The following is a 23,814-nucleotide window of genomic DNA, read 5'->3' on the forward strand; positions in this document are numbered from 1 at the left end:
GCAAAGCGCATTCGTCTTAGCCCCGCGAGTGCACACGGGCAGCAAAGGTCAGCGATTTGACGCATTGAATCTGCGTCGTAGGGAAGGTAAAGCAAGATGGTACAGGTGAGAGCACACCAGCCGATCAACACTGACGGCAGTATCAACCTCGAGGCTTGGCTCGATCATGCGGTCAGTGTCGATGCGGCACTGGATCGCGAAGCCTTGAAGGAAGCCTGCGAGTTCGCTCGCGAGGCCGAACAACAAGCCAATGCGGCGAAGAATCTGTGGTCCGAAGGGACCTCGAGTTTCCGCACGGGCCTTGAGATCGCCGAGATTCTCGCTGACCTCAAACTCGACCAGGATTCGTTGGTTGCAGCGGTGCTGTACCGCGGCGTGCGCGAAGGCCAGATCCAGTTGCCGGCAGTCAGCCAGCGCTTCGGTCCGGTGGTCGCCAAACTCATCGACGGCGTGTTACGCATGGCGGCGATCAGCGCCAGCCTGAGCCCCCGTCAATCGCTGGTGCTGGGCACTCAGGGCCAGGTCGAGAACCTGCGCAAAATGCTCGTGGCCATGGTCGACGACGTGCGCGTCGCGCTGATCAAACTGGCTGAGCGCACCTGTGCGATCCGCGCGGTGAAAACCGCCGACGACGAGAAGCGCAACCGCGTCGCCCGTGAAGTCTTCGACATTTATGCGCCGCTCGCCCACCGCCTCGGTATCGGTCACATCAAGTGGGAACTGGAGGACTTGTCCTTCCGCTATCTTGAGCCCGACCAGTACAAGCAGATCGCCAAGTTGCTCCACGAGCGACGGCTGGATCGCGAGCGCTTCATCGCCGACGTGATGACCCAACTCAAAGACGAGTTGCAGGCCACCGGCGTCGATGCCGACATCAGCGGCCGTGCCAAACACATCTATTCGATCTGGCGCAAAATGCAGCGCAAGGGTCTGGAATTCAGCCAGATCTACGACGTGCGCGCGGTTCGCGTGCTGGTGCCGGAAATGCGCGACTGCTACACCGCGCTCGGCATCGTTCACACCCTGTGGCGGCACATCCCGAAAGAGTTCGACGACTACATCGCCAACCCGAAAGAGAACGGCTACCGCTCGCTGCACACCGCGGTAATCGGCCCTGAAGGCAAGGTGCTGGAAGTGCAGATCCGCACCCATGCGATGCACGAAGAAGCCGAGCTGGGGGTTTGCGCCCACTGGAAATACAAAGGCACCGACGTCAAGTCCGGCTCGAACCACTACGAAGAGAAAATTTCCTGGCTGCGTCAGGTTCTCGAGTGGCACGAAGAGCTGGGCGATATTGGTGGCCTCGCCGAACAACTGCGGGTCGATATCGAGCCGGACCGGGTTTACATCTTTACCCCGGACGGTCACGCCATCGACCTGCCGAAGGGCGCGACACCGCTGGACTTTGCCTACCGCGTGCACACCGAAATCGGTCACAACTGCCGCGGCGCCAAGATCAACGGGCGCATCGTGCCGCTCAACTACAGCCTGCAAACCGGTGAACAGGTCGAGATCATCACCAGCAAGCACGGCACTCCGAGCCGCGACTGGCTGAACCCGAACCTGGGTTACATCACCACCTCGCGGGCACGGGCGAAGATCGTCCACTGGTTCAAATTGCAGGCGCGCGATCAGAACGTCGCTGCCGGTAAAACCTTGCTTGAGCGCGAACTCAATCGCCTCGGTCTGCCGCAGGTGGATTTCGACAAGCTGGCCGAGAAGGCCAACATGAAGACCGCCGAGGACATGTTCGCCGCATTGGGCGCAGGCGATTTGCGCTTGGCGCAACTGGTGAACCTGGCGCAGCAACTGGTCGAGCCGGAACGCGGCAACGAACAGCTGGAACTGATCCCGCGCAAAGCCACCGGCTACAAACCGGGCAAGCGCGGCGACATTCAGATCCAGGGCGTCGGCAACCTGATGACCCAGATGGCTGGCTGCTGCCAGCCGCTACCGGGGGATGCGATCGTCGGTTACATCACCCAGGGCCGTGGCGTGAGCATTCACCGTCAGGACTGCGCCTCGGTGCTGCAACTGGCCGGGCGCGAGCCGGAGCGGATCATCCAGGTCAGCTGGGGCCCCGTGCCGGTGCTCACCTATCCGGTGGACATCATCATTCGCGCCTACGACCGTTCCGGCCTGCTGCGTGACGTGTCGCAGGTGCTGCTCAACGAGCGGATCAACGTGCTGGCGGTCAACACCCGTTCGAACAAAGAGGACAACACGGCGTTGATGTCCCTGACCATCGAAATTCCGGGGCTGGATGCGCTGGGACGGTTGCTGGGGCGGATTTCCCAGTTGCCGAACATCATCGAAACCCGCCGTAACCGCACACCGTGAGAGACCTGCACGGAAATTGATGGTGACACCTGTAGGAGCGAGGCTTGCCCGCGAAGGCGGCATTCCTGACACACCGCCTTCGCGGGCAAGCCTCGCTCCTACAAGTGAAGTGTGTAGAGATTAATGAAAGATGTATTCACTTGAAGATCTGTTGCACCTGATGAGCCGTCTGCGCGACCCGCAGTACGGCTGCCCGTGGGATATCAAGCAAACCTACGCGACCATCGTCCCGCACACCCTGGAAGAAGCCTACGAAGTCGCCGACGCCATCGAGCGCGGGGACTTCGATCATTTGCAGGGTGAGTTGGGCGACTTGTTGTTCCAGGTGGTTTATTACAGCCAATTGGCCCGGGAAGAAGGGCGTTTCGAGTTCGATGGTGTGGTCGACAGCATCACGCGCAAGCTGATCCGCCGTCATCCTCACGTGTTCCCCACCGGTGATCTGTATGCGTCGCAGGACATCCCGCGTTTGAATGAAGAGCAGGTCAAGCAACGTTGGGAAGAGATCAAGGCTGAAGAACGCGCCGAGAAGTCTTCGGCGCCGCAGCAGTTGTCCTTGCTCGACGACGTGCCTGCCGCGTTGCCGGCGCTGTCCCGTTCGGCAAAGCTGCAGAAGCGCGCAGGGCAGGTCGGTTTCGACTGGCCGGACGCCTTGCCGGTGCTCGACAAGGTGCGCGAAGAGCTCGATGAAGTGCTCGAAGCCATGGCCGACAATGACTCGGCAGCGATTGCCGATGAAGTCGGCGACCTGCTGTTTTCCGTGGTCAATCTGGCGCGACACCTCAAGGTCGATCCGGAAACGGCACTGCGTAGCGCGAACTCAAAGTTTGAAAGACGCTTCCGATTTATCGAACAGGCATTGCGCGACACCCACCGTCCCATAGAAGATTGCACCCTCGAAGAGTTGGACGCCTTGTGGGGCGAAGCCAAACGTCAGGAAAAGAATTTGCCCAGCTGCGGTTGAGCAGTTGCCTAAGTGAGAAATAAGCACCATGAGCATTTCCCTTCGCGACCAGTTGCTCAAAGCAGGGCTGGTCAATCAAAAGCAGGCCAAACAGGTCGGCAAAGAGAAGCAGAAGCAGCAACGTCTGGCCCACAAAGGCCAGATTGAACTCGATGACTCCCAGCAGCGTGCCGCTCAGGAAGCCATGGCCGAGAAGGTCAAGCGCGACCAGGAGCTGAACCGCCAGCAGCAGGAGAAGGCAGAAGCGAAGGCCCGCGCCGCCCAGGTCAAGCAATTGATTGAAGTCTCGCGCCTGCCCAAGCTGACCACCGAGGATTACTACAACTTCGTCGACGACAAGAAGGTCAAGCGCATCTCCGTCAACACGCTGATGCGCAACAAGCTCAGCAGCGGTTCGCTGGCGATCGTGCATCATGCCGGCGGTTACGAAGTGATCCCTCGTGAAGCGGCCCTGAAGATTCAGGAGCGCGATCCACAACGCATCGTGCAGTTGAATGTGAAGACAGAAGAAGTCAGCGCCGAAGACGATCCGTATGCGGCCTATCAGATCCCTGACGATCTGATGTGGTAAGCCGTTAGAAACTGCAAAAACGACAAACCCCGCTCATGGCGGGGTTTGTCGTTTTCAATGCTATGAATTATGCAGAGCGTGCTTCGCGCTGCTGTTCCAGTGTTTCCAGTTCGGCCTTGTACTTGTGGGCTTCGGTCTCGGAGTGGAACATCCCGACCAGCAGGTCTTGTTGATGTACATCCCAGATGCGGATACCGGCGGCGATGCCTTCATGGGACATATGTGAATCGTCGCGTTCAGTTACTTTTACAGTCATCTGCTAGCTCCAATCTCTGTTATCTGCAGCAAGGCGTGTGCAGGCCTTTGTTATATATTTTGTTAGCTGGCTAAGTAAACGACAGAGTTCGGCAACCCATTTTTGCAGAATCGGCAAAAGTCCTGCAGCCCGCTAAATACGTGACATTCAGTCGCAGGCCATTGAGTTTCATGACAAATGTTTCATGTTTGCGAAGAGCAAAACCACGAATTTGAACCTGATTACCTGTAGGAGCCAGGCTTGCCGGCGAAGACCTACTCAAGGACGCCTTCGCCGGCAAGCCTGGCTCCTACAGGAAAGCAGAGGCAAAAAAAACGCCCCGAACCAGTCGGGGCGTTTTTGTTTACGGCGAAGCGGCGGGGGTATTACTTACCCTGCCAGCGCTTCAGTACCAGCGTGGCGTTGGTGCCACCGAAGCCGAAGCTGTTGCTCATCACGGTGTTGATGGCGGCGTCTTCGCGAGTCTTGGTCAGGATTGGCATGTCTGCCACTTCCGGGTCCAGTTCGTCGATGTTGGCGGAACCCGCCATGAAGTTGCCTTCCATCATCAGCAGGCAGTAGATCGCTTCGTGAACGCCAGCGGCGCCCAGGGAGTGACCCGACAGGCTCTTGGTGGAGCTGATGGCCGGGGCCTTGTCACCGAACACTTCACGCACACCTTTCATTTCCATGGCATCGCCGACCGGAGTCGAGGTGCCGTGGGTGTTCAGGTAGTCGATCGGGGTGTCGACGGTGGCCATGGCCATCTGCATGCAGCGGATGGCGCCTTCGCCGCTTGGAGCGACCATGTCGTAGCCGTCAGAGGTCGCGCCGTAGCCAACGATTTCCGCGTAGATCTTCGCGCCGCGGGCCAGGGCGTGTTCCAGCTCTTCGACCACGACCATGCCGCCACCGCCGGCGATGACGAAACCGTCACGCTTGGCGTCGTAGGCACGGGAAGCTTTTTCCGGGGTTTCGTTGTACTGGCTGGACAGTGCGCCCATGGCGTCGAACAGGAACGATTGGCTCCAGTGTTCTTCTTCACCGCCACCGGCGAACACGATGTCCTGTTTGCCCAACTGGATCTGCTCCACAGCGTTACCGATGCAGTGAGCACTGGTGGCGCACGCGGAGGAGATCGAGTAGTTCACGCCCTTGATCTTGAACGGCGTGGCCAGGCAAGCCGAAACGGTGCTGCCCATGGTCCGCGTGACGCGGTACGGGCCGACGCGCTTGACGCCTTTCTCACGCAGGATGTCCAGCGCTTCCATCTGGTTCAAGGTCGACGCGCCACCGGAACCGGCGATCAGGCCGGTACGCACGTTGGAAACCTGCTCTTCGGTCAGGCCGGAGTCTGCGATGGCGTCTTTCATGGCCAGATAGGCGTAAGCCGCCGCGTGGCCGACGAAGCGAAAAATCTTGCGATCGATCAGCTCTTCGAGGGGAAGGTCAATGGAGCCGGAAACCTGGCTACGCAGACCCATTTCAGCATATTCCGGGTTGAACCGGATGCCAGGGCGGCTTGCACGCAGGTTAGCGGAGACGGTCTCTTTGTCATTGCCCAGGCACGAAACGATGCCCAGACCAGTGATAACGACGCGGCGCATGCGGATAACCCTTAGAAGTTGTCAGTGGAGGTGAAAACGCCGACCCGAAGGCCTTCGGCGGTATAGATTTCGCGGCCGTCGACGGTCACCGAACCATCGGCAATGGCCATGTTCAGCTTGCCCTTCAGGACGCGTTTGATATGGATGTTATAGGTGACTTTCTTGGCGGTCGGCAGTACCTGGCCAAAGAATTTCACTTCGCCCGAACCCAAGGCGCGTCCGCGGCCCGGCAGACCTTGCCAGCCGAGGAAGAAACCGACCAGTTGCCACATGGCATCGAGGCCCAGGCAGCCCGGCATTACCGGATCACCTTCGAAGTGGCAGGCGAAGAACCACAGGTCTGGAGTGATATCCAGCTCGGCGACCAATTCACCCTTGCCGTACTTGCCACCCTCTTCGCTGATATGGGTGATGCGATCGACCATCAGCATGTTCGGGGCGGGCAGTTGCGCGTTACCTGGGCCGAACAACTCACCACGACTGCAGCGCAGCAGGTCTTCCCGAGTAAAGGCGTTTTGTTTGGTCATGCGAGCTCCTCAATAGTCCATGCGGCAGGGTGGGGCGAATCTTCCCGGCCGATCGAAGCGTTCATGCCTCGAGTCAGCAGCCTACTCATAGACTATTGCGTTGTGGTGAAAGTCACAGCACCAAGGACATGAATGTACACTTGTGCACTGAAATTATTATTCAAGCCCCTTTTCGGGCCTGTTCGGGTGCCTAAGACTGCCGCACTTTCGTCTTTCACGCCAGTCGCAGATAGCCGAAAGGCCTGTACTACTGCACCCAACGCTGCAGAATTTGCTGCAGATCCGTGCGTTTGAAGGGCTTGGCCAGGTAATCGTTCATTCCCGCCGATAAACAGGCTTCGCGGTCGCCCTGCAAGGCATTGGCCGTCAGCGCGATGATCGGCACGTCAGCACAGCCGGGCAGTTGGCGAATCTGTCGGGTGGCTTCGTAACCGTCGATGACCGGCAGTCGGCAGTCCATCAGAATCGCGTCGAAAGTCCGGCTCTCGGCGCTACGCACCGCTTGTGCACCATCGGTGACGACGCTGACAGTAAAGCCCAGACTGCGCAACATTGCTTCGACAACGGTGCGATTGACCGCGTTGTCCTCCACCAGCAGCACATCGCGACCTTCGCCGTGGTCATTGCCGGTATGTCCTCGTGGCGTCAACGCTGGCAATGGCTGCTTATACAGAGCCAAAGGGATTTCCAGGGTGAACACCGAGCCAACGCCTTCTTCGCTCTGAGCACGCAAGGTGCCGCCCATCCGCTCAGCCAGAGTGCGGGCAATCGGCAGCCCCAGTCCGGTGCCGCCGTAACGTCTTGAAATAGAACTGTCGGCCTGCTGGAACGCGTTGAACATTAACTCCAGGCTTGCGGGCGGGATGCCGATTCCGCTGTCGCGCACGGTGCAGGTGAACCACAGCAGTTCGTGATCCAGGGACTGCCATTGCGGTTCGATCGTGACGCGGCCCCGTTCGGTGAATTTCAGCGCATTGCCGACCAGATTGACCAGAATCTGCCGGATCCGCGTCGGATCGCCCTGAACCTGCAGGATGCGCATGTCCTCGGGTATCCGCAGTTGCAAGTCGAGCCCGCGTTGCACCGCGCTGTGCTGGAACGACTGGGCACAACTGCCGATCAGGTCCGCGAGGTTGAACGGAATATGCTCCAGCTCCAGTTCCGAACGCTCGATGCGCGAGAAATCGAGAATGTCGTTGATCACTTTGAGCAGGTGCTCGGTGGATTCCGAGGCCAGCGCCGCGTACTCGATCTGCTCCTCGGTCATGTCGGTGGTTTCCAGTAGTTGCAGCATGCCGAGCACGCCATTCATCGGCGTGCGCAATTCGTGACTCATCATCGCGAGGAAATCGGATTTGGCGTTGTTGGCCTTTTCCGCTTCCTCGCGGGTCTGGATCAATTGCGCCATGGCCTGATGCTGTTCGCGACTGGCTTGCTCAAGGCCTTGGGCAAGGTTGTTGATGTGCTGCGACAGGGCGCCCAGTTCAGTGTCGTCGACAATCGGCAGGGGCGTTTTGTAGTCGCCCTTCTGGATCGCCTTGACGGCGTTGCCGATGTCGTGGATCGGTTGCGACAGGCTGCCGGCCAGGCGTCGAGCCAGCAAAAACGTAAACAGCAGAGCGAACAAGGCAAGGATCCCGGCCTTGAAGAGGATTTCCTGCTGGCGTTGGTTGAAGGCGTCATTGGACAGGCCGACGATCACCCGGCCCAGATAATCCTCGCCCGGCGCACTGGCGGCGGTACGGCTGTTCTGAAAAAAGTCATTGTTGAGCGCGATGCGTTGCAGGCGCACCGGTGCCTGGAACACTTCGACCTGATGCGAGCGGTTGTGGGCTTCCGACGGTTGCTCGACGTACACCAGAATCCGGTTGGCTCTGTCCTGTACTTCCAGAAAGCGTACGTTGGGCGTCGCCAGGGTGGCCTTGAGCAAACTTTCAAGCACCTCTTTGTTACCCGAAATGACCCCGTATTCGGTGGCCGGCGCCAGTTGATTGGCGATCAGCTGACCGGTGTGATTGAGTTCCTGGCGCAGGTCCTGGATTCGCACGAAGGTGAAAAAACTGATCAGCAGCAACGTCAGCAGCAGGGCCGGGCCGAGGCTGATGATCTGGGTGCGGGTATTGATGTCCCAACCGCGACGGAAGGTCATGGGCGGCGTTCTCCTTCGGCCAGCTGTGTTGCGACAGAGGCTTCATTCATCGGTTCAATACTGAGTGAACGAGCCACTTGCGGGTTGCTCAAGACCTTGAAGTGTTGCGGATACAGTGCGCGCGGCCAGGTGCTCGAGGGGCGGTCGAGCAGCTCGTCGAGAATCTTCAGCCAATCGTTCTGGTCGCTGTAAGTACTGGCCAGACTGCCGGCCCTGACAAAGGCTGCGTTGGGACCGATCAGCGCCAGTTGCCGCGCATAGCTGCTGAGCAGCAGGTTTTTCACGGTTTTCGGGTTGTACAGATCAGGGTCGTCCAGGCCCAGCAGCACATCACTGTTTTTCAGCAGGGCCTGCAAGGGACGGCTGTCATTGGTGTTATCCCAACGCTCGGTGACCACTTCAAGGCCCAGGGGCAGGGCGGCCTGACGCACTTCTTTCAACAAAAATTCGCTGTGGCTGTCGACAAGCACGCCGACCCGCCGGGCCTCAGGCAGGAGCAGTCGGGTCAGGCGCAACTGTCGGTCCAGCGGCGGATCACTCCAGAGCAGGCTGAGGTGCGGGGGCATTTCATTGCCCAAGCGTTGGCGGGCTTGCAGGCGACTGATGCGCAGCACCAGCGTTGCCGGGCCCTGGGCGTCTTGCAGGCGCCAGTCGAGGCTGGGCAAGTCGAGCAGAACCAGACGGGTGTCGACGGGCAGTTGGCCTGGCGCCGGCAGGCTGGCGACAGGCTGGAAGCGCACGCTGTCGGTGGGGCGCAACTCGCTGAGGGCCTGAACGAAAGACTGCACGCCGGCACCGTCCTCGGCGCCGGTCAGCAGAATGTCAGCGGCCCGTGCCGGCAGATTGCACAGCAGCCCGGTAAACACCAGGCACAACCCGGCCAGCAGGCGGCCAAGGGTTGGCGTCTTCGGTGACGGGCGATGCGGCATCTTAAAACTCCAGCTCCGCGCTGAAGTAGAGCACCCGGCGATCGTCGTAGTTGTTGTCGACGAAGGTGGTGGGCTGATTGTCGAGGCGTTGCTGGAGGACCCCGGCCAGTTCCAGATTGGCCTTGCCTAAACCGATGCGTTTGGCGATGCGGGTGTCGACCCGTTCGAAGCGGTAACCGTTGAGGGCGTCGGCACCATAGTAGAAGAGCGCGCTGTTCCAGCCCTGGCCCCAATTGCGTAGCCAACCGGCGGAGCCGCTGTTGCGCGCAGTCTGTTGTGCATCCAGCGGGTTGCTGGCTTCGGCGTCGACATAGGCATAAGTCAGGCGCAGACGATCGGCGCTGCTGACGCGCCAATCCAGCTGGGTTTCAGTTCCAGTGAAGCGCGAGCTGTTCGAGTTGCTGGCGATGTACTGGTTGTTGCGCAGTGGTTCGCTGATCATGCCGGTGATTTCGTCGTAGAACAGCTTCACGTCGACCGCCAGCCCCCACTCTGCGAAGTAGCCGTTGTAGCCCAATTCCCGGGAGCGCATGCGTTCCTGTTCGAGGTCACCCGGGCCACGGGTCTTGACGAAATAGCGGGCGCTGGACTGGCCGTAGGCACTGGGCTTCAGGTTGGTCACCTGATAACTCCAGTTGACGTTGTTCTCGAACATGTCCGGCGAGCGGATGGCTTCCGAATACACCGCGCGCAAGCCGTGGCGCGGGTTAATCAGGTAATTGACCGCCACCCGCGGGGTCAGCGAGTGGCCGGTCAATTGCGTGTCTTCGTACATCGCCCCGCCCTGCAGCAACCAGTGTTCGGTGGCGCGCCACTCGAGTTGGCCGAACGCCCGCCAGGTGGTGTCGTCGAGCGTGCCATTGAAGTAGGTCTCGGAATTGGCCCGGTCGTAACGATAGTTCATGCCACTGACCAGCCGCAGACTGTCGGACAGGCTGAGCGTGTCTTGCAGTTCGAGGTCGTAGCGCGATTCCCGGGCGCTCTGGTCGATGTCGCCGCAGAGGGTTTGCCGGGCGCCATTTCGCCATTGATCCAGCACCTGATTGCCCAATGCCTGTTCGGCCGGTGTGCCTGTCGGTGCACCTAAGCTGGTAAAGCGCACCATGTTGCGCGCCAGGCGTTCGGTGTAATTCGGATTGAGTTGCCAGAGCTCGGTCAGTTCCGGGCTGAATGAGATCTCGGCATCGCAGGCACGCCAGGTTTGCTGGCGATCCCAGTGTTGCGCCGAGCCTTGAATATAAAGGCTGTGATCGGGATTGATGTCCAGATTCCAGCGCAGCGAGCCGGCATAGTCCTTGGCAATGACGTCGGAATTGTTCCCGGCGGCAGTAATCCCTGAAAATACCGGACGGTAGGTATAGGGCCGCTGGTTGGTCCCGTCCTTGGCATTCAGTTGCAAGTCGATGCTCTGGTTTTCATTGAGCGTCTGGCTGACGGCGAGGCTGAAGCGGTTCAAGCGACGACTGTCGCGGTAATCGGCGCCGGTGCGGTCCGAGTCGAAGCCATCGTCTTGCTGGCCGGACAGCGAAAGGCGTAAGTCGCCGCTGTCCCAACCCATGCCCTGGCTGGCGTAGAAATCATTGATACCGCGCTGGCCACGGGTGACTTTCAGTCGCGTGCCGTGGCTGTCGGCCGGTTTGCGGGTGATGATATTGACCACCGCCATCAGCGCGTTGGCGCCGTAGCTGACGGTGTTCGGGCCACGGAAAACCTCGATGCGCTCGATGTCTTCCATGGCCACCGGAATATCACTCCAGTCCACCGTGGCCAGGCCTGCGCGATACACCGAACGGCCGTCGATCAACACTTGCATGCGCCGCGCTTCGCTGGCATTGGTGCCGTGGTAGTTCACCGCCGCCTGATTGCCGCTGATATTACCGACCATCATCCCCGGCACCAGCCGCAGCAACTCGCTGATGTCCCGCGCGCCGCTGGCATTGATCAGTTCGCTGTCGATCACCGTCATGCTCCCCGGCACGGCCGCAGGCGACTGCTTCAAGCGCGTCGCCGTCAGCACTTGCGGCAACGGATCATTGTCGAGGAACAGGTCGTCGGCCAGCAATGGCGAGCTGAAGATCAGCGCCAATACCAGCGGCGAGCGAGGACGGGGAAAGCCAAAAGACACGGTACGGCCTTGATAGCGATTAGTTGGCGCGCATGTTAACCGAGCGCAAAGACTTTTCCAGTCACGTTATGGGCATTTTCCTCGGTTTTCTTGGTCTTCTTCCTACAAGTGTCGGTAATTGATGCTGGGGCTGGCCGCGACCGGGCCGCTCCGTATAATGCCGGCATCGCCACTGGTATGGATTAACGGATTGCATATGACTGATCAGCGCCCAATTGCGGTCCTGGGAGGCGGAAGTTTTGGTACCGCCGTGGCTAATCTGCTGGCCGAGAATGGGCATCAGGTCCGGCTGTGGATGCGCGACCCCGAACAGGCCGAGGCCATTCGGGTCAATCGTGAGAACCCGCGTTACCTCAAAGGCATTAAGATTCTTCCGGCGGTGGAGGCGGTCACGGACCTGCAAGCCACCCTGGAGGCCTGCGACCTGTGCTTCGTCGCGCTGCCATCCAGCGCGCTGCGCTCGGTATTGGTCCCTCACGCCGAACGTTTGAGCGGCAAACTGCTGGTGAGCCTGACCAAAGGCATCGAAGCCCATACGTTCAAGCTGATGAGCGAGATCCTCGAAGAAATTGCCCCGCAAGCGCGCATCGGCGTGCTGTCGGGCCCGAATCTGGCCCGTGAAATCGCCGAGCATGCGCTGACCGCCACCGTGGTCGCCAGCGAAGACGAAGCGCTTTGCCAACAGGTTCAGGAAGCGCTGCATGGCCGGACCTTTCGCGTGTACGCCAGCGCCGACCGCTTTGGCGTGGAGCTGGGCGGGGCGCTGAAAAACGTCTACGCAATCATCGCCGGCATGGCGGTGGCGTTGGGCATGGGTGAAAACACCAAGAGCATGCTGATCACCCGGGCACTGGCGGAAATGACCCGCTTCGCGGTGAATCAGGGCGCCAACCCGATGACTTTCCTCGGTCTGGCGGGTGTCGGCGATTTGATCGTCACCTGTTCGTCGCCGAAAAGCCGCAACTATCAGGTCGGGTTTGCCCTTGGCCAAGGCTTGAGCCTGGAAGACGCGGTGACGCGCCTGGGCGAAGTCGCCGAAGGCGTGAACACCCTTAAGGTGCTCAAGGCCAAGGCGCATGAAGCTGGCGTGTATATGCCATTGGTCGCCGGATTGCATGCGATTCTGTTCGAAGGCCGCACGCTTGAACAGGTGATCGCACTGCTGATGCGTGGCGAGCCGAAAACCGACGTCGACTTTATTTCAACCAGCGGTTTCAACTGAACCCTCTACTCAATAGGAACGGAGTGAGACATGAACGATCAGAAAGTAGAAGCCAAGTACGAATCCATCCTGCTGCGAGTGCTGTGGATGATTGTCTATGTGCTGGTCTGGCAAGTGGCGCAATTGATCCTCGGTGCGGTGGTATTTGTGCAGCTGATCTATCGTTTGATTTATGGCGCACCGAGCGCCAGCTTGATGAATTTCGGCGACAGCCTGAGCCAGTTTCTGGCGCAGATCGGTCGTTTCGGCAGCTTTCACAGCGACCAGAAGCCCTGGCCGTTCGCCGACTGGCCGACGCCGCGTACACCGGAAGGTGAAGCTCCGCACGTTGTGGCGCCAGCACCGCATCCGGCCCGAGATGAGGAGCCAAAACTATGAAACTCTGGGTATTGCGTCATGGCGAAGCCGAACCTCACGGTACTCGTCCGGACTCCGAGCGGGCATTGACCGCCCACGGCCGTGAAGAGGTGTTGCGTGCTGCGGCCCAATTGATCGGCCAGCCGCTCACCGCCATTTATGCCAGTCCTTTCTTGCGAGCGCAGGAGACCGCTTTGCTGGTGCGTGAGGCTCTGGGTTTCGAGCCAGAGATCCGCACCGTCGAATGGCTGACCCCGGATACTGATCCGGACAAGGTGGCGGAGCAGCTTGTATCGGTGAGTGACGTCCTGCTGGTCAGTCACAATCCGCTGGTGGGCAACCTGCTGAGCTATCTGCAGCACGGCGCTGGCTATCCACCGGAAAAAGTCAGCACCGCCGGCCTGGCCGAGCTGGAGAACAATGAACTGCTGATCGGGTCGATGAGGCTCAACGGCATCAAGCACCCTTAACCTGCCTCTGCTCTGGCTCTGGCTCTGGCTCTGGCTCTGGCTCTGGCTCTGGCTCTGGCTCTGGCTCTGGCTCTGGCTCTGGCTTTTGCTTTTGTAGGAGCGAGGCTTGCCCGCGAAGCTTTTAGCGTCTTCGAAGGCCCCTTCGCGGGCAAGCCTCGCTCCTACAAGGGCGGAGGCGTTCCATTTTTTTGTGTGAAATAGTCAACCAAGCACTTGCTTGGTTGACTACGCTTGCTCCAGACAAAAAATAAAGGAGCAAGTCGCATGTCTGCTGCTTCCCGTTTGCCATTGGACGCCTTCTACGAGCGTGAAGCCCGTCATCCCCGCCAGCGCTTTCTGGTTCAGCCGACGGGGGGCGGCCAGGTCGAGACGCTGACCTGGGCCGACGTCGGCCATCAGGCGCGCTGTGCCGCCCACTGGTTGCGGGCTCGCGAATTGCCACAAGGCAGCCACATCGCGCTGATCTCGAAAAACTGCGCCCACTGGATCATCGCCGACCTGGCGATCTGGATGGCCGGGCATGTCTCGGTGCCGCTGTATCCCAATCTGACCGCCGATTCCGTGGCCCAGGTGCTCGATCACTCCGAAGCCGCGCTGGTGTTCATTGGCAAGCTGGATGACTGGCCGGGCATGTCCGCCGGGGTCAGATCCGACCTGCCGACCATCAGCCTGCCGCTGTGCCCGGCTGGCACTTTCGATTTCAGCTGGGCCGATCTGCAGCGCAGTTCGCCGATTCAGGACGACCCCAAACCCGCCGCCGATCAATTGGCGACCATCATTTACACCTCCGGCACCACGGGCCAACCGAAAGGCGTGATGCACAGTTTCGGCACCTTGGGCTTTGCCACCACTCGCGGCACGCAGTTATTCGGCCTGAATGAGTCGGATCGCCTGCTTTCCTACCTGCCGCTGTGCCACGTCGCCGAGCGGATGTTCGTCGAGTTGGCGTCGATCTACACCGGGCAAACAGTTTTTTTTGCCGAGAGCCTCGACACCTTTCTCAACGATTTGCAGCGTGCCCGGCCGACGGCGCTGTTCGGTGTGCCGCGGATCTGGACCAAATTCCAGATGGGCGTCTACAGCAAAATCCCGGAAAAGCGCCTCGACTTCCTGCTCGGCTTGCCCTTCATCGGCAAACGGGTAGGGCACAAAGTCCTCGCCGGGCTGGGGCTGGACGCCTTGCGCATCGCCTTGTCCGGCGCTGCGCCCGTGCCACAGACCTTGCTGCTCTGGTACCAAAAACTGGGGCTGGATGTGCTGGAGGTGTACGGCATGACCGAAAGTTGCGGTTATTCCCACATCGGCCTGCCGGGTCAGAACAAACCCGGCTGGATCGGTAAGCCATGTCCGGAAGTCGAAGTGTGCATCGAACCGTCTGGTGAAGTACTGGTGCGCAGCGGCGCGACCATGCTCGGCTATTTCAAGGAACCCGGGAAAACCGCCGAAGCCATCACCGAAGACGGTTTCCTGCGCACCGGTGACAAGGGCGAGGAAGACGCCGAAGGCAACCTGCGCCTGACCGGGCGATTGAAGGAAATCTTCAAAACCAGCAAAGGCAAATACGTTGCCCCGGCACCGATTGAAAATCGCCTGGCGGTGCATACGCGGATCGAACAAGTGTGCGTGGTTGGCGATGGGCTGAGCGCACCACTGGGGTTGTGCGTGTTGTCGGCGGTCGGTCAGCAGGACGCGAAGGGATCGGCCCGGGCGGGTTTGCATTCAAGCCTGGAAAAACTGCTGGAGGAGGTCAACGGCGTTCTCGACAGGCATGAGCGCTTGCGTCGATTGGTGGTGGTCAAGGACAGTTGGGCAGTGGAGAACGGCTTCCTGACACCGACCCTGAAGATCAAGCGCAACATGATCGAAGCGGCTTACGGTGCTCGGTTTGCAGAATGGAGCGAGCGCAGCGAGGCGGTGCTGTGGCAGGATTGAGCCACGAACAACTCCAACAAAGGAACGTAACGATGAGTCTGTGGCGCACCACTCCCAACGTCGAGCAGTTGAACGCAATCCAGAAAAACACCATCGGCGAAGTGCTGGATATTCGCTTCGAAGCCTTCGATGACGAGTCCCTGACCGCGAGCATGGTCATCGACCACCGCACACACCAGCCCTATGGTTTGCTGCACGGCGGCGCCTCGGTGGTGCTGGCCGAAACCGTCGGCTCGATGGCTAGTTTCCTGTGCATCGACGCCAGCAAATTTTATTGCGTGGGCCTGGAAATCAACGCCAACCATTTGCGCGGCCTGCGCAGTGGGCGGGTGACGGCGGTGGCCAAGGCGATTCACATCGGGCGCACGACCCATGTCTGGGATATCCGTTTGAGCAGTGATGAAGGGAAGGCCAGTTGCGTGTCGCGGCTGACCATGGCAGTGGTGCCGGTGGGGGAGAATCCACCGGCGCGATGATTTAGAAGATCAAAAGATCGCAGCCTTCGGCAGCTCCTACCCTGCGATCTTTTGATCTTTGCGACATCTCCTACCACCATTCCTGGCAGTTATGGTCATTGCTGTAGGACACGGTCTTACGGACAATCAACCCCCGTTCTCGCTCATGGATTTGCAGGTATGTCGCAACAGATATTTTTCGCCCACGCCAATGGCTTTCCTTCGGGGACCTACGGCAAGTTGTTCGCGGCGCTGGCGCCCGAGTATCAGGTGACGCATCTGGAGCAGCACGCCCATGACCCGCGCTTTCCAGCCGACGACAACTGGAACAATCTGGTGGATGAGCTGATTCATCACCTAAAGCAGCAACCGGAACCGGTTTGGGGCGTCGGTCACTCCTTCGGCGGCGTGCTGCACCTGCACGCCGCCTTGCGTTGCCCTGAGCTGTATCGCGGCGTGGTGATGCTCGATTCACCGGTGCTGACCCGCGCCGATCAATGGGTGATCCGTGCCGCCAAGCGCTTCGGGTTCATCGATCGCTTGACCCCGGCCGGCCGCACGTTGGGACGACGGGAAGAGTTTGCCGATCTGGACGCAGCCCGATTGTATTTCGCCGGTAAAACCCTGTTTCGTGGCTTCGATCCGGAATGCTTCGAGGCCTATCTTCAACATGGTTTGCACAATGTCGGTGGCAAGCTACGGCTGCGTTTTGACCCGGCCACGGAAATCAGCATCTACCGCGGTGTGCCCCACACCAGCCCCGGCCGCGCACGGCAGTTGAAAGTGCCGCTGGCGGTGGTTCGCGGGCACAAGAGCCGCGTGGTGATGCGCCATCACGCCCGATCCGTCGGGCGTATGCCTTTGGGCGAGTCCTTGACCATTCCCGGCGGCCATATGTTTCCCCTCGAACGTCCACAAGACACGGCCACGCTGCTGAAGAATCTGTTCAGTCGCTGGGACGGTCGCAGCCAACAGGATTGCGCATGAACAGCGTCGTCGAAGAAGTTCGCCTGAGCCTGCCGCATATCGAGTTGGCGGCGCACTTGTTCGGGCCTGAAGATGGCTTGCCAGTGATTGCCTTGCACGGCTGGCTGGACAACGCCAACAGCTTTGCCCGGTTGGCACCGAAGCTCAAGGGTTTGCGCATCATCGCGCTGGACATGGCCGGGCATGGTCACTCGGGGCATCGGCCGAATGGCGCCGGTTACGCGCTGTGGGACTACGCGCACGACGTGCTGCAAGTGGCCGAGCAGTTGGGGTGGAAACGTTTTGCGCTGCTGGGGCATTCCCTGGGGGCGATTGTCTCGCTGGTGCTGGCCGGGTCGTTGCCGGAGCGGGTGACTCATCTGGCCTTGATCGACGGCATCATTCCTCCTACAGACAAAGGCGAAAACGCCGCCGAACGCATGGGCATGGCCCTGCAAGCGCAGCTGGATCTGCGGGAAAAACGCAAACCGGTCTACAACACTCTCGATCGCGCCATCGAAGCACGAATGAAAGGCTTGGTGGCGGTCAGTCGCGAAGCCGCCGAACTGCTGGCCCAGCGCGGCTTGATGCCGGTGCCGGGCGGCTATACCTGGCGCACCGACAACCGCCTGACCCTTCCATCACCGCTACGTCTGACCACTGAACAGGCGATGGCCTTCGTCCAGCGCGTCAGTTGCCCGGCACACCTGGTGGTCGCGGCTGACGGCATGCTCGCCAAACATCCTGAGTTGCTGGAACGTCTACCCTTTAGCCGTGAACAGTTGCCTGGCGGCCATCATTTGCACCTGAATGACGAACCCGGTGCCGACCTTGTCGCAGACTGTTTCAATCGGTTCTTCGCCGTTCCTTGACTTGCGCCCGGCAACTGTCGAGGCTGGGCGGGTTGAAATGGGAGACAACCATGATAGATCTGTACACCGCTGCGACCCCGAATGGCCACAAGGTCTCTATCGTGCTCGAGGAACTCGGCCTGCCCTATACAGTGCATGCCTTGAGTTTCGACAAAAAGGAACAGAAGTCCCCGGACTTCCTCAAGATCAATCCCAATGGGCGGATTCCGGCGATTGTCGACCGTGCCAATGGCGATTTCGCCGTGTTCGAGTCCGGCGCGATTCTGATTTACCTCGCCGAGATGACCGGCAAACTGCTGCCCCAAGACCCCAAGGGGCGCTCGGTGGTGTTGCAGTGGCTGATGTTCCAGATGGGCGGAATCGGGCCGATGCAGGGCCAGGCCAACGTGTTTTTCCGCTATTTCCCGGAAAAACTCCAGGGCGCCATCGACCGTTATCAACACGAAACCCGGCGCTTGTATGAAGTGCTCGACACGCGTCTGCAAGCCGTAGAGTTTCTGGCGGGCGAGTACAGCATTGCCGACATCGCCACTTATCCGTGGGTTCGTGGCCATGAATGGTCCGGTGTCGCGGTGGATGGTTTGTCAGCCTTGCAGCGCTGGATGGCGACCATGGAAACGCGCCCTGCGGTTCAACGCGGTTTATTGGTGCCCGAGCGCATCGATGACGACAGTGTCATCAAGGGTGCCCAGGCCATGCTGATTCGATGAGTCTATCCATGCGTTCACTCACTCTGCTGGCGCTGTGTTGTTTCAGTCCTCTTTTATTTGCCGCTGATGTCCCTGGCAGCCAGGACCTGCCGATCGTGCCGCGTATGGCCGATGCGCAGATCGTCGACTATCGCCCGGCTGTCGAGCTCGAGCGGATATATCCGTTGGGTTCGATCCGCAAGATCAGCGGCCAGCTGCGTTTCGACGGTCAGGTCACTGCTCGGGGTCAAACCACCTCGGTGACCTACGAATTGCCACCGGAGCATTCCTCTACCGACGCCTTCACTACCGCTCGCGAAGCCTTGCAGAAACAGGGCGCCGAGTTGCTGTTCTGGTGCCAGGCCCGGGATTGTGGCGAAAGCAGCCTGTGGGCCAATGAAGTCTTCGGCAACGCCAAGCTGTATGGCGCCGATAATCAGCAGGCTTATTTGCTGCTGCGTCTGGCAGCCCCTCAAGACAACACACTGGTGGCGCTTTACAGCATCACTCGCGGCAATCGCAAAGCCTATCTGCACGTCGAGCAGTTCGACGCTGCTGCACCATTGGGCGATCTGGTGCCAACGTCCGCGACCTTGCTGCGACAGCTAAAAAGCACTGGGAAACTCGACTTCCCCAAACTCGGCGGCGACCCTGACGACACCTGGCTGCGTTTGATTTCCCGAGGCCTGAACCTGGACACCACGTTGCGCGTCAATGTTTCGGGGCCCAATGCCGAAGCCTGGCGTCAGGCATTGATCGGCCAGGGCGTGCGGTCGGCACGGATGGAAACCGGCAACGTCGAAGGCTCTGGCCTGCACTTCGAACTGTTGCGATAAGCTTCATTGGGCGAACGTGTTCCGCGTGTTCGCCTACTCTTTGCTGACTGACTTTTTCGGCTGACTTTTTTCAGGATCATACATGCTCAATAACGATCGGCTGTTGGTGCAGATTCTGCTCCTGGTGCTGTTTGGCGCGAGCTTTTGGGTGATGGCGCCGTTCTGGTCGGCGCTGTTCTGGGGCGCGGTGCTGGCGTTTGCCAGTTGGCCGCTGATGCGTTTGTTGACCCGTTGGCTCAATGGTCGTGAATCCCTGGCGGCGCTGTTACTGACGCTGACCTGGATGTTACTGGTGGCAGCACCGCTGGTGTGGCTGGGCTTCAACCTGGCGGATCATGTACGCGATGCCACTGCGTTCATCAAGGATGTGCAAGTCGACGGTCTGCCTGAAGCACCGATCTGGCTGGGGGGTATTCCCTTGGTCGGCGAGCGGTTGGTGGGGATCTGGAACAGCATCGATCAGCAAGGCGCGGCGATGATGCTGGCGATCAAGCCTTATCTGGGGCAGGTCGGTAACTGGTTGCTGGCGCGCAGTGCACAGATCGGCGGTGGCATCCTTGAGCTGACGCTGAGTATTGTCTTTGTGTTCTTTTTCTACCGGGACGGGCCGCGGTTGGCGGTGTTTGTTCATGGGTTGCTGGAACGGCTGATCGGTGACCGCGCCGGCTATTACATCGAATTGGTGGCGGGCACCGTGCAGCGCGTGGTCAACGGCGTGATCGGCACCGCGGCGGCTCAGGCAGTGCTGGCGTTGATCGGCTTCCTGATTGCCAGCGTGCCGGGGGCGCTGGTGCTGGGGGTTGTGACATTTTTGCTGAGCCTGATTCCGATGGGGCCGCCGTTGGTGTGGATTCCGGCCACGGCGTGGTTGGCCTGGAAGGGCGAGTACGGGATGGCGGTGTTCCTCGGGATTTGGGGGGCGTTCATCATCAGCGGGGTCGACAACGTGCTTAAGCCGTACCTGATCAGTCGGGGCGGGAATTTGCCGTTGGTGATTGTGCTGCTCGGGGTGTTTGGCGGGTTGATTGCATTTGGGTTTATCGGTCTGTTCATCGGCCCGACATTGTTGGCCGTGGCTTACAGCCTGCTGACTGATTGGAGCAAGAGTCAGGCTCGGGTCGAGGATCGCCGGCCCTGAAAAGCGGTGGGGAGCGTGATCGCGTATATCCGGGCCAATGCGGTTGGCGTAGGAGCTGCCGCAGGCTGCGATCTTTTGATCTTTTTGATTGTCACATCGGCTCCGGCGGCCCAATCAGTCTTCCCATCACCCCAAACAACCCCAACTCCCGAATCGCTTCCAACTCCCCCTGCGTCTCCACCATCTCGGCAATCAACGGCAAATCAATACTGTTGGTCGCCCGGAAAATCGCTTCGATGAACAGGCGCTTGTCAGTCTGTTCATTGATACCCCGAATGTAGGCTCCGTCGATTTTCAGGTAAGCCAGCCCCAGTTGCGTCAGGTTGCCAATCTGGCTGAAGTTGCCGCCGAAGTGCTGCAAACCGATGCGATAACCGGTGTTGAGCAGGCTATGGCTCAGGCGTTGCAACTCTTCGGGGGGCGGCAGTTGGCGTTCGTCGATTTCCAGGGTCAGCAGCGGCGCCAGCTCCGGCAGTGATTCAAGTATGTCGCAGATCAGTTTCAGCTGGGTCTGATCGCGCAGAGTGCTGCCGGACAGGCTCAGCGCGAGCGGCCAACGGTTGGCGGCGAGGTATTCCAGGGTGGTTTCCAGCATCGCCAGGTCGAACCGTGCCGACCAGCCAAGGCGCTCGATCCACGGCAGGAAATGCCCGGCGGCAATCGCCTCGCCTTGCGGGTCGAGCAGACGGGCGAGGACTTTGTGATGCAACACCTGGCTGGTATCGGCGCATTGCACCACCGGTTGAAAATACAGCTGCATCTTGCCCTCGGTCAGTGCATCGTCGATCCAGCTGCGCCAGTCGTGTTGGGTCTGGTTCGGTGCGGTATCGGAATAGGCCAAGTGTATCCACGGCCGCTCGGGGTGCTGGCGGGCCTGGGTCAGCGCTTGATCCAGGCGCAGCAGCACATCGTTCGCCGGTTCGCCGGGGGAGTAGGCGACGACGCCCAAGTGCGCCACCGGCATGCAGTCGCTGGCACCGGTCAGGCGCAGGTTTTCCAGGGTGGCGCTGATTTCGGAAGCCAGGCGTACGGCGTCCTTATGGTCCAGGCCCGGGGTCAGCAAGCTGAATTCGCCACCCCGATTGCGCGCCGCGAGCCAGGTTCGACGTTCCGGTGGTTGCGTCAGGCGTTTGAGCAGTTCGCCGACGGCGCCAATCAGGGTATCGGTGCGCTGGCCGCCCAGACGTTGGTTTAGGCCGATCAGGTCATTGATCCGCAGCATGAGCAAATGGCCGTCGCAGCTTTGCTCGGAAACCAGTAGTTGGTCGGCCAGTTGCTCATCCAGCAAACGCCGGTTGGCTAAACCCGTAAGACTGTCCTGATAAGAATCGGACCGCAGTTTTTCGCTGCGCGCGGCCTCTTCTTCGAACAGCGCCTTGAGTTTTTCCACCATCTGGTTCATAGCCAGCACCACGCGTTTGAGCTCCGGGGTGCGCGGCAGTTTCGGCAAACTGCGGAACTCGCGCTTGCTGATGGCTTCAGCCTGTTTGACCATCTTGTCGAGCGGGCGCAATTGCCGGCGCAACAGCCAGCCACCAAACACGGCGCTGAGCAGTCCGCAAATCAACAACCAGATCAGACTGCCGAGGGTACTATCCCAGAGTTTGGCCAGGGCGAATTGCGGATTGCTTAGCACTTCGACCCGAGCCGCTTGCTCCCAGCCACGCATGATCAGTGCATCGCCACCCTGTGGGCGCAGGTTCACCAGGCTGATGAACCAGCCGGGAACACCCTCGATTTGCGCCGGTGTGCTGCGTTCCACCAGCACCCGTTCATCCACAATATTGACGACCCGAATGCTGCTGAAATAACCACTGTCGAAAATCGAGCTGACCATCAATTCGATCATCGCCGGGTCATCGATCTGCGCAGTCAATGACAAGCCCAGCGCCGTGGCGGCGTCCTGGGCGTGGGAGCGCAATTGGCCAAGCATCTGTTCGCGAGAGCTTTCCAGGCTGACAAAAAAACTGCCGCCGAAGGCCACCAGCAAAAACAGGCAAATGGCGAGGAACAACTGTTTGCGCAGTGACATAAAACGCTCCTTGCAGTAACGGCTAGCCTTCGCCCACGGCGAACCCTTCAAATTGCATCTTTTTCAACACGTCTTGCCAGCGCGACAGTTTTTTCGAGTCGCTGCTGCGTTTGCCACCATTGGCTCCCGGCAAATACAGGCCTTCGGCGTTAAAGGCGTACACCGGCAACAGGTCTTTGCGTTGGGAAGCGGGACGGATCTCGCCGATCAGGTTGTCCAGCACCAGCGGATCGGCCGTGGGGCTGCTGTAGAAGGTCAACACCATGTGCGCCTGGTTCTGGGTCAGGGCCTTGACGTAGGTGATGCGCAGTTTCTCGCTGGGAATTCCGAGGTGTCGCAGGCTGAAATATTTCGCCAGGGCGTAGTCCTCGCAGTCGGCGGCGCCCTTGATCAAGGATTCGACGGGCGTGGCCCAGTAATCGGTCTGACGCCAGATACGCGTGTCGTCCTGAAAGCTCAGTTGTTGATTGAAGAAGCGATTGACTGCATTCAGTTGTTCGCGCTCGGGCGCGTTGAGTTCGCTTTGCAGCATTTGAGTCCAGGCCTCGATCCTTCCCCGGGCCAGCCCAAGGGGGCCGTAACGTTTTTCGGCCGTTTGCAGAATCTGCGCAAAGTCCCAGTCGGCCCAGACGCTGCCCATCCCTGCCAGCAGAAAACTCGTCAGCAGCAGCCATCCGCCGAACCGAAGTCGGAGCGTTGACCATCCTGGACTACGCGGACTGCGGGACATGTCTGGCTGCTCGGGTGCAGATGTCTGAAGTCTAGGCGGTGTTTTCAGCGAGGAAGGGCAGGTCGTCGGACGAAGGGGGGATTGCAGGACTGCTTTTGTGGCGAGGGGGCTTGCCCCCGTTGGGTTGCGAAGCAGCCCCAGAACCGCCAACCCATCTTATCCTGACACACCGCATTGATTGGTTGGCGACTGCTGCGCAGCCGAACGGGGGCAAGCCCCCTCGCCACAAAAGCTCCCTCACCGCAAAAGCCCCGGGCCACAGATGGGGATCAGGGTTTATGCAGGGTTTTCTGCTTGAGGATATAAACCGTCACCAGCACTGCACTGGTCAGCATGAACCCGCGCGCCCACGGCAGGGGCACCAGGTAGCAGGACAGCAAAATGCTCGCCCACATGATGCCGATCGCATAGACCTTGCCCTTGAGTGGAATGCCGTTGCCACTCAGATAGTCGCGAACCCACGGCCCAAGCCGTGGATGTTCAACCAGCCACTGATAGAAACGCGGAGAGCTGCGGGCGAAACAGGCGGCCGCCAGCAGCAGGAACGGTGTGGTGGGCAGCACCGGCAGGAAAATCCCGATCACCCCCAGCGCTACGCTTAGCCAGCCGATGGCCAGCAGCACGTAGCGCAACATCAGGGGGCGGTTGCCTATGGGGTTGTCCATAGG

The 23,814-nt window shown here is 60.0% G+C and carries 22 protein-coding genes; 13 read left to right on the forward strand and 9 right to left on the reverse strand.

What is annotated here, in order from left to right; genetic code table 11:
• Positions 1-96 precede the first annotated feature (96 nt).
• The 3 genes from relA (at position 97) to TU81_RS06945 (ending at position 3,875) form a co-directional block, all read left to right on the forward strand.
• The gene (relA, locus tag TU81_RS06935; RefSeq protein WP_038979473.1) at positions 97-2,340 is read left to right on the forward strand and encodes a GTP diphosphokinase; all 2,244 of its coding nucleotides are present in this window, start codon (positions 97-99) and stop codon (positions 2,338-2,340) included.
• Positions 2,341-2,470: 130 nt separating this feature from the next.
• Complete coding sequence (mazG, locus tag TU81_RS06940) at positions 2,471-3,304, forward strand: nucleoside triphosphate pyrophosphohydrolase (protein WP_048394227.1); 834 nt, start codon at positions 2,471-2,473, stop codon at positions 3,302-3,304.
• Between the two features lie 28 nt (positions 3,305-3,332).
• Complete coding sequence (locus TU81_RS06945) at positions 3,333-3,875, forward strand: DUF2058 domain-containing protein (protein WP_007899055.1); 543 nt, start codon at positions 3,333-3,335, stop codon at positions 3,873-3,875.
• A 67-nt stretch (positions 3,876-3,942) separates the two neighbouring features.
• On the opposite strand, the gene TU81_RS06950 is transcribed toward TU81_RS06945, so the two are convergent.
• The 6 genes from TU81_RS06950 to TU81_RS06975 form a co-directional block, all read right to left on the reverse strand.
• Positions 3,943-4,131, reverse strand: coding sequence for a hypothetical protein (locus TU81_RS06950; RefSeq protein ID WP_008011665.1), 189 nt, complete (start codon positions 4,129-4,131; stop codon positions 3,943-3,945).
• Between the two features lie 365 nt (positions 4,132-4,496).
• A complete protein-coding gene (gene fabB, locus TU81_RS06955; RefSeq protein ID WP_038979475.1) occupies positions 4,497-5,717 on the reverse strand; it encodes a beta-ketoacyl-ACP synthase I in 1,221 nt (406 codons plus the stop codon).
• A gap of 11 nt (positions 5,718-5,728) precedes the next feature.
• Positions 5,729-6,244 (reverse strand): 3-hydroxyacyl-[acyl-carrier-protein] dehydratase FabA, encoded by a 516-nt coding sequence (gene fabA, locus TU81_RS06960; protein WP_007899046.1) that lies wholly within the window; start codon positions 6,242-6,244, stop codon positions 5,729-5,731.
• 247 nt (positions 6,245-6,491) lie between these two features.
• Positions 6,492-8,393 (reverse strand): ATP-binding protein, encoded by a 1,902-nt coding sequence (locus TU81_RS06965; RefSeq protein ID WP_048394229.1) that lies wholly within the window; start codon positions 8,391-8,393, stop codon positions 6,492-6,494.
• Positions 8,390-9,322, reverse strand: coding sequence for an ABC transporter substrate-binding protein (locus tag TU81_RS06970; RefSeq protein WP_048394233.1), 933 nt, complete (start codon positions 9,320-9,322; stop codon positions 8,390-8,392). The genes TU81_RS06965 and TU81_RS06970 overlap by 4 nt, the downstream gene beginning before the upstream one ends.
• 1 nt (position 9,323) lies before the next feature.
• The gene (locus tag TU81_RS06975) at positions 9,324-11,447 is read right to left on the reverse strand and encodes a TonB-dependent receptor plug domain-containing protein (RefSeq protein WP_048394235.1); all 2,124 of its coding nucleotides are present in this window, start codon (positions 11,445-11,447) and stop codon (positions 9,324-9,326) included.
• Positions 11,448-11,643: 196 nt separating this feature from the next.
• Here TU81_RS06975 and TU81_RS06980 point away from each other — a divergent pair, with 196 nt between their 5' ends.
• From TU81_RS06980 to TU81_RS07025, 10 genes are all read left to right on the forward strand, one after another.
• Complete coding sequence (locus TU81_RS06980) at positions 11,644-12,669, forward strand: NAD(P)H-dependent glycerol-3-phosphate dehydrogenase (protein ID WP_038979479.1); 1,026 nt, start codon at positions 11,644-11,646, stop codon at positions 12,667-12,669.
• 30 nt (positions 12,670-12,699) lie between these two features.
• The gene (locus tag TU81_RS06985) at positions 12,700-13,047 is read left to right on the forward strand and encodes a DUF4389 domain-containing protein (RefSeq protein WP_038979480.1); all 348 of its coding nucleotides are present in this window, start codon (positions 12,700-12,702) and stop codon (positions 13,045-13,047) included.
• Complete coding sequence (gene sixA, locus TU81_RS06990) at positions 13,044-13,496, forward strand: phosphohistidine phosphatase SixA (RefSeq protein WP_038979481.1); 453 nt, start codon at positions 13,044-13,046, stop codon at positions 13,494-13,496. The genes TU81_RS06985 and sixA overlap by 4 nt, the downstream gene beginning before the upstream one ends.
• Positions 13,497-13,760: 264 nt before the next feature.
• Complete coding sequence (locus tag TU81_RS06995) at positions 13,761-15,428, forward strand: AMP-binding protein (protein ID WP_038979482.1); 1,668 nt, start codon at positions 13,761-13,763, stop codon at positions 15,426-15,428.
• A gap of 32 nt (positions 15,429-15,460) precedes the next feature.
• Entirely contained in the window at positions 15,461-15,904 is a 444-nt protein-coding gene (locus TU81_RS07000) for a hotdog fold thioesterase (protein ID WP_038979483.1), read from the forward strand.
• Between the two features lie 159 nt (positions 15,905-16,063).
• Positions 16,064-16,870 (forward strand): alpha/beta fold hydrolase, encoded by an 807-nt coding sequence (locus TU81_RS07005; RefSeq protein WP_048394237.1) that lies wholly within the window; start codon positions 16,064-16,066, stop codon positions 16,868-16,870.
• Positions 16,867-17,721, forward strand: coding sequence for an alpha/beta hydrolase (locus TU81_RS07010; protein WP_007899020.1), 855 nt, complete (start codon positions 16,867-16,869; stop codon positions 17,719-17,721). The genes TU81_RS07005 and TU81_RS07010 overlap by 4 nt, the downstream gene beginning before the upstream one ends.
• Before the next feature lie 50 nt (positions 17,722-17,771).
• On the forward strand, positions 17,772-18,431 hold the full coding sequence (locus TU81_RS07015) for a glutathione S-transferase family protein (RefSeq protein WP_048394239.1): 660 nt from the start codon (positions 17,772-17,774) through the stop codon (positions 18,429-18,431).
• Positions 18,432-18,439: 8 nt separating this feature from the next.
• Complete coding sequence (locus TU81_RS07020) at positions 18,440-19,246, forward strand: DUF4892 domain-containing protein (RefSeq protein ID WP_048394242.1); 807 nt, start codon at positions 18,440-18,442, stop codon at positions 19,244-19,246.
• Between the two features lie 82 nt (positions 19,247-19,328).
• Positions 19,329-20,384, forward strand: coding sequence for an AI-2E family transporter (locus TU81_RS07025; protein WP_048394244.1), 1,056 nt, complete (start codon positions 19,329-19,331; stop codon positions 20,382-20,384).
• Between the two features lie 91 nt (positions 20,385-20,475).
• Here TU81_RS07025 and lapD read toward each other — a convergent pair whose 3' ends face one another.
• The 3 genes from lapD to TU81_RS07040 all read right to left on the reverse strand — a co-directional run bounded on the left by lapD (position 20,476) and on the right by TU81_RS07040 (position 23,811).
• A complete protein-coding gene (gene lapD / locus TU81_RS07030; RefSeq protein ID WP_038979489.1) occupies positions 20,476-22,416 on the reverse strand; it encodes a cyclic di-GMP receptor LapD in 1,941 nt (646 codons plus the stop codon).
• 22 nt (positions 22,417-22,438) lie between these two features.
• Entirely contained in the window at positions 22,439-23,146 is a 708-nt protein-coding gene (lapG, locus tag TU81_RS07035) for a cysteine protease LapG (RefSeq protein WP_048394246.1), read from the reverse strand.
• A 269-nt stretch (positions 23,147-23,415) separates the two neighbouring features.
• On the reverse strand, positions 23,416-23,811 hold the full coding sequence (locus TU81_RS07040; protein ID WP_038979492.1) for a YbaN family protein: 396 nt from the start codon (positions 23,809-23,811) through the stop codon (positions 23,416-23,418).
• Positions 23,812-23,814 lie beyond the last annotated feature (3 nt).

Source organism: Pseudomonas lini, assembly GCF_001042905.1.
Classification (GTDB): domain Bacteria; phylum Pseudomonadota; class Gammaproteobacteria; order Pseudomonadales; family Pseudomonadaceae; genus Aquipseudomonas; species Aquipseudomonas lini.

What these genes read in the sequence shown, in the direction of transcription:
- relA (WP_038979473.1), top strand. Translation starts at nt 97, where the DNA reads ATGGTACAGGTGAGAGCACACCAGCCGATCAACACTGACGGCAGTATC.
- mazG (WP_048394227.1), top strand. Translation starts at nt 2,471, where the DNA reads ATGTATTCACTTGAAGATCTGTTGCACCTGATGAGCCGTCTGCGCGAC.
- TU81_RS06945 (WP_007899055.1), top strand. Translation starts at nt 3,333, where the DNA reads ATGAGCATTTCCCTTCGCGACCAGTTGCTCAAAGCAGGGCTGGTCAAT.
- TU81_RS06950 (WP_008011665.1), bottom strand. Translation starts at nt 4,131, where the DNA reads ATGACTGTAAAAGTAACTGAACGCGACGATTCACATATGTCCCATGAA.
- fabB (WP_038979475.1), bottom strand. Translation starts at nt 5,717, where the DNA reads ATGCGCCGCGTCGTTATCACTGGTCTGGGCATCGTTTCGTGCCTGGGC.
- fabA (WP_007899046.1), bottom strand. Translation starts at nt 6,244, where the DNA reads ATGACCAAACAAAACGCCTTTACTCGGGAAGACCTGCTGCGCTGCAGT.
- TU81_RS06965 (WP_048394229.1), bottom strand. Translation starts at nt 8,393, where the DNA reads ATGACCTTCCGTCGCGGTTGGGACATCAATACCCGCACCCAGATCATC.
- TU81_RS06970 (WP_048394233.1), bottom strand. Translation starts at nt 9,322, where the DNA reads ATGCCGCATCGCCCGTCACCGAAGACGCCAACCCTTGGCCGCCTGCTG.
- TU81_RS06980 (WP_038979479.1), top strand. Translation starts at nt 11,644, where the DNA reads ATGACTGATCAGCGCCCAATTGCGGTCCTGGGAGGCGGAAGTTTTGGT.
- TU81_RS06985 (WP_038979480.1), top strand. Translation starts at nt 12,700, where the DNA reads ATGAACGATCAGAAAGTAGAAGCCAAGTACGAATCCATCCTGCTGCGA.
- sixA (WP_038979481.1), top strand. Translation starts at nt 13,044, where the DNA reads ATGAAACTCTGGGTATTGCGTCATGGCGAAGCCGAACCTCACGGTACT.
- TU81_RS06995 (WP_038979482.1), top strand. Translation starts at nt 13,761, where the DNA reads ATGTCTGCTGCTTCCCGTTTGCCATTGGACGCCTTCTACGAGCGTGAA.
- TU81_RS07000 (WP_038979483.1), top strand. Translation starts at nt 15,461, where the DNA reads ATGAGTCTGTGGCGCACCACTCCCAACGTCGAGCAGTTGAACGCAATC.
- TU81_RS07005 (WP_048394237.1), top strand. Translation starts at nt 16,064, where the DNA reads ATGTCGCAACAGATATTTTTCGCCCACGCCAATGGCTTTCCTTCGGGG.
- TU81_RS07010 (WP_007899020.1), top strand. Translation starts at nt 16,867, where the DNA reads ATGAACAGCGTCGTCGAAGAAGTTCGCCTGAGCCTGCCGCATATCGAG.
- TU81_RS07015 (WP_048394239.1), top strand. Translation starts at nt 17,772, where the DNA reads ATGATAGATCTGTACACCGCTGCGACCCCGAATGGCCACAAGGTCTCT.
- TU81_RS07020 (WP_048394242.1), top strand. Translation starts at nt 18,440, where the DNA reads ATGCGTTCACTCACTCTGCTGGCGCTGTGTTGTTTCAGTCCTCTTTTA.
- TU81_RS07025 (WP_048394244.1), top strand. Translation starts at nt 19,329, where the DNA reads ATGCTCAATAACGATCGGCTGTTGGTGCAGATTCTGCTCCTGGTGCTG.
- lapD (WP_038979489.1), bottom strand. Translation starts at nt 22,416, where the DNA reads ATGTCACTGCGCAAACAGTTGTTCCTCGCCATTTGCCTGTTTTTGCTG.
- lapG (WP_048394246.1), bottom strand. Translation starts at nt 23,146, where the DNA reads ATGTCCCGCAGTCCGCGTAGTCCAGGATGGTCAACGCTCCGACTTCGG.
- TU81_RS07040 (WP_038979492.1), bottom strand. Translation starts at nt 23,811, where the DNA reads ATGGACAACCCCATAGGCAACCGCCCCCTGATGTTGCGCTACGTGCTG.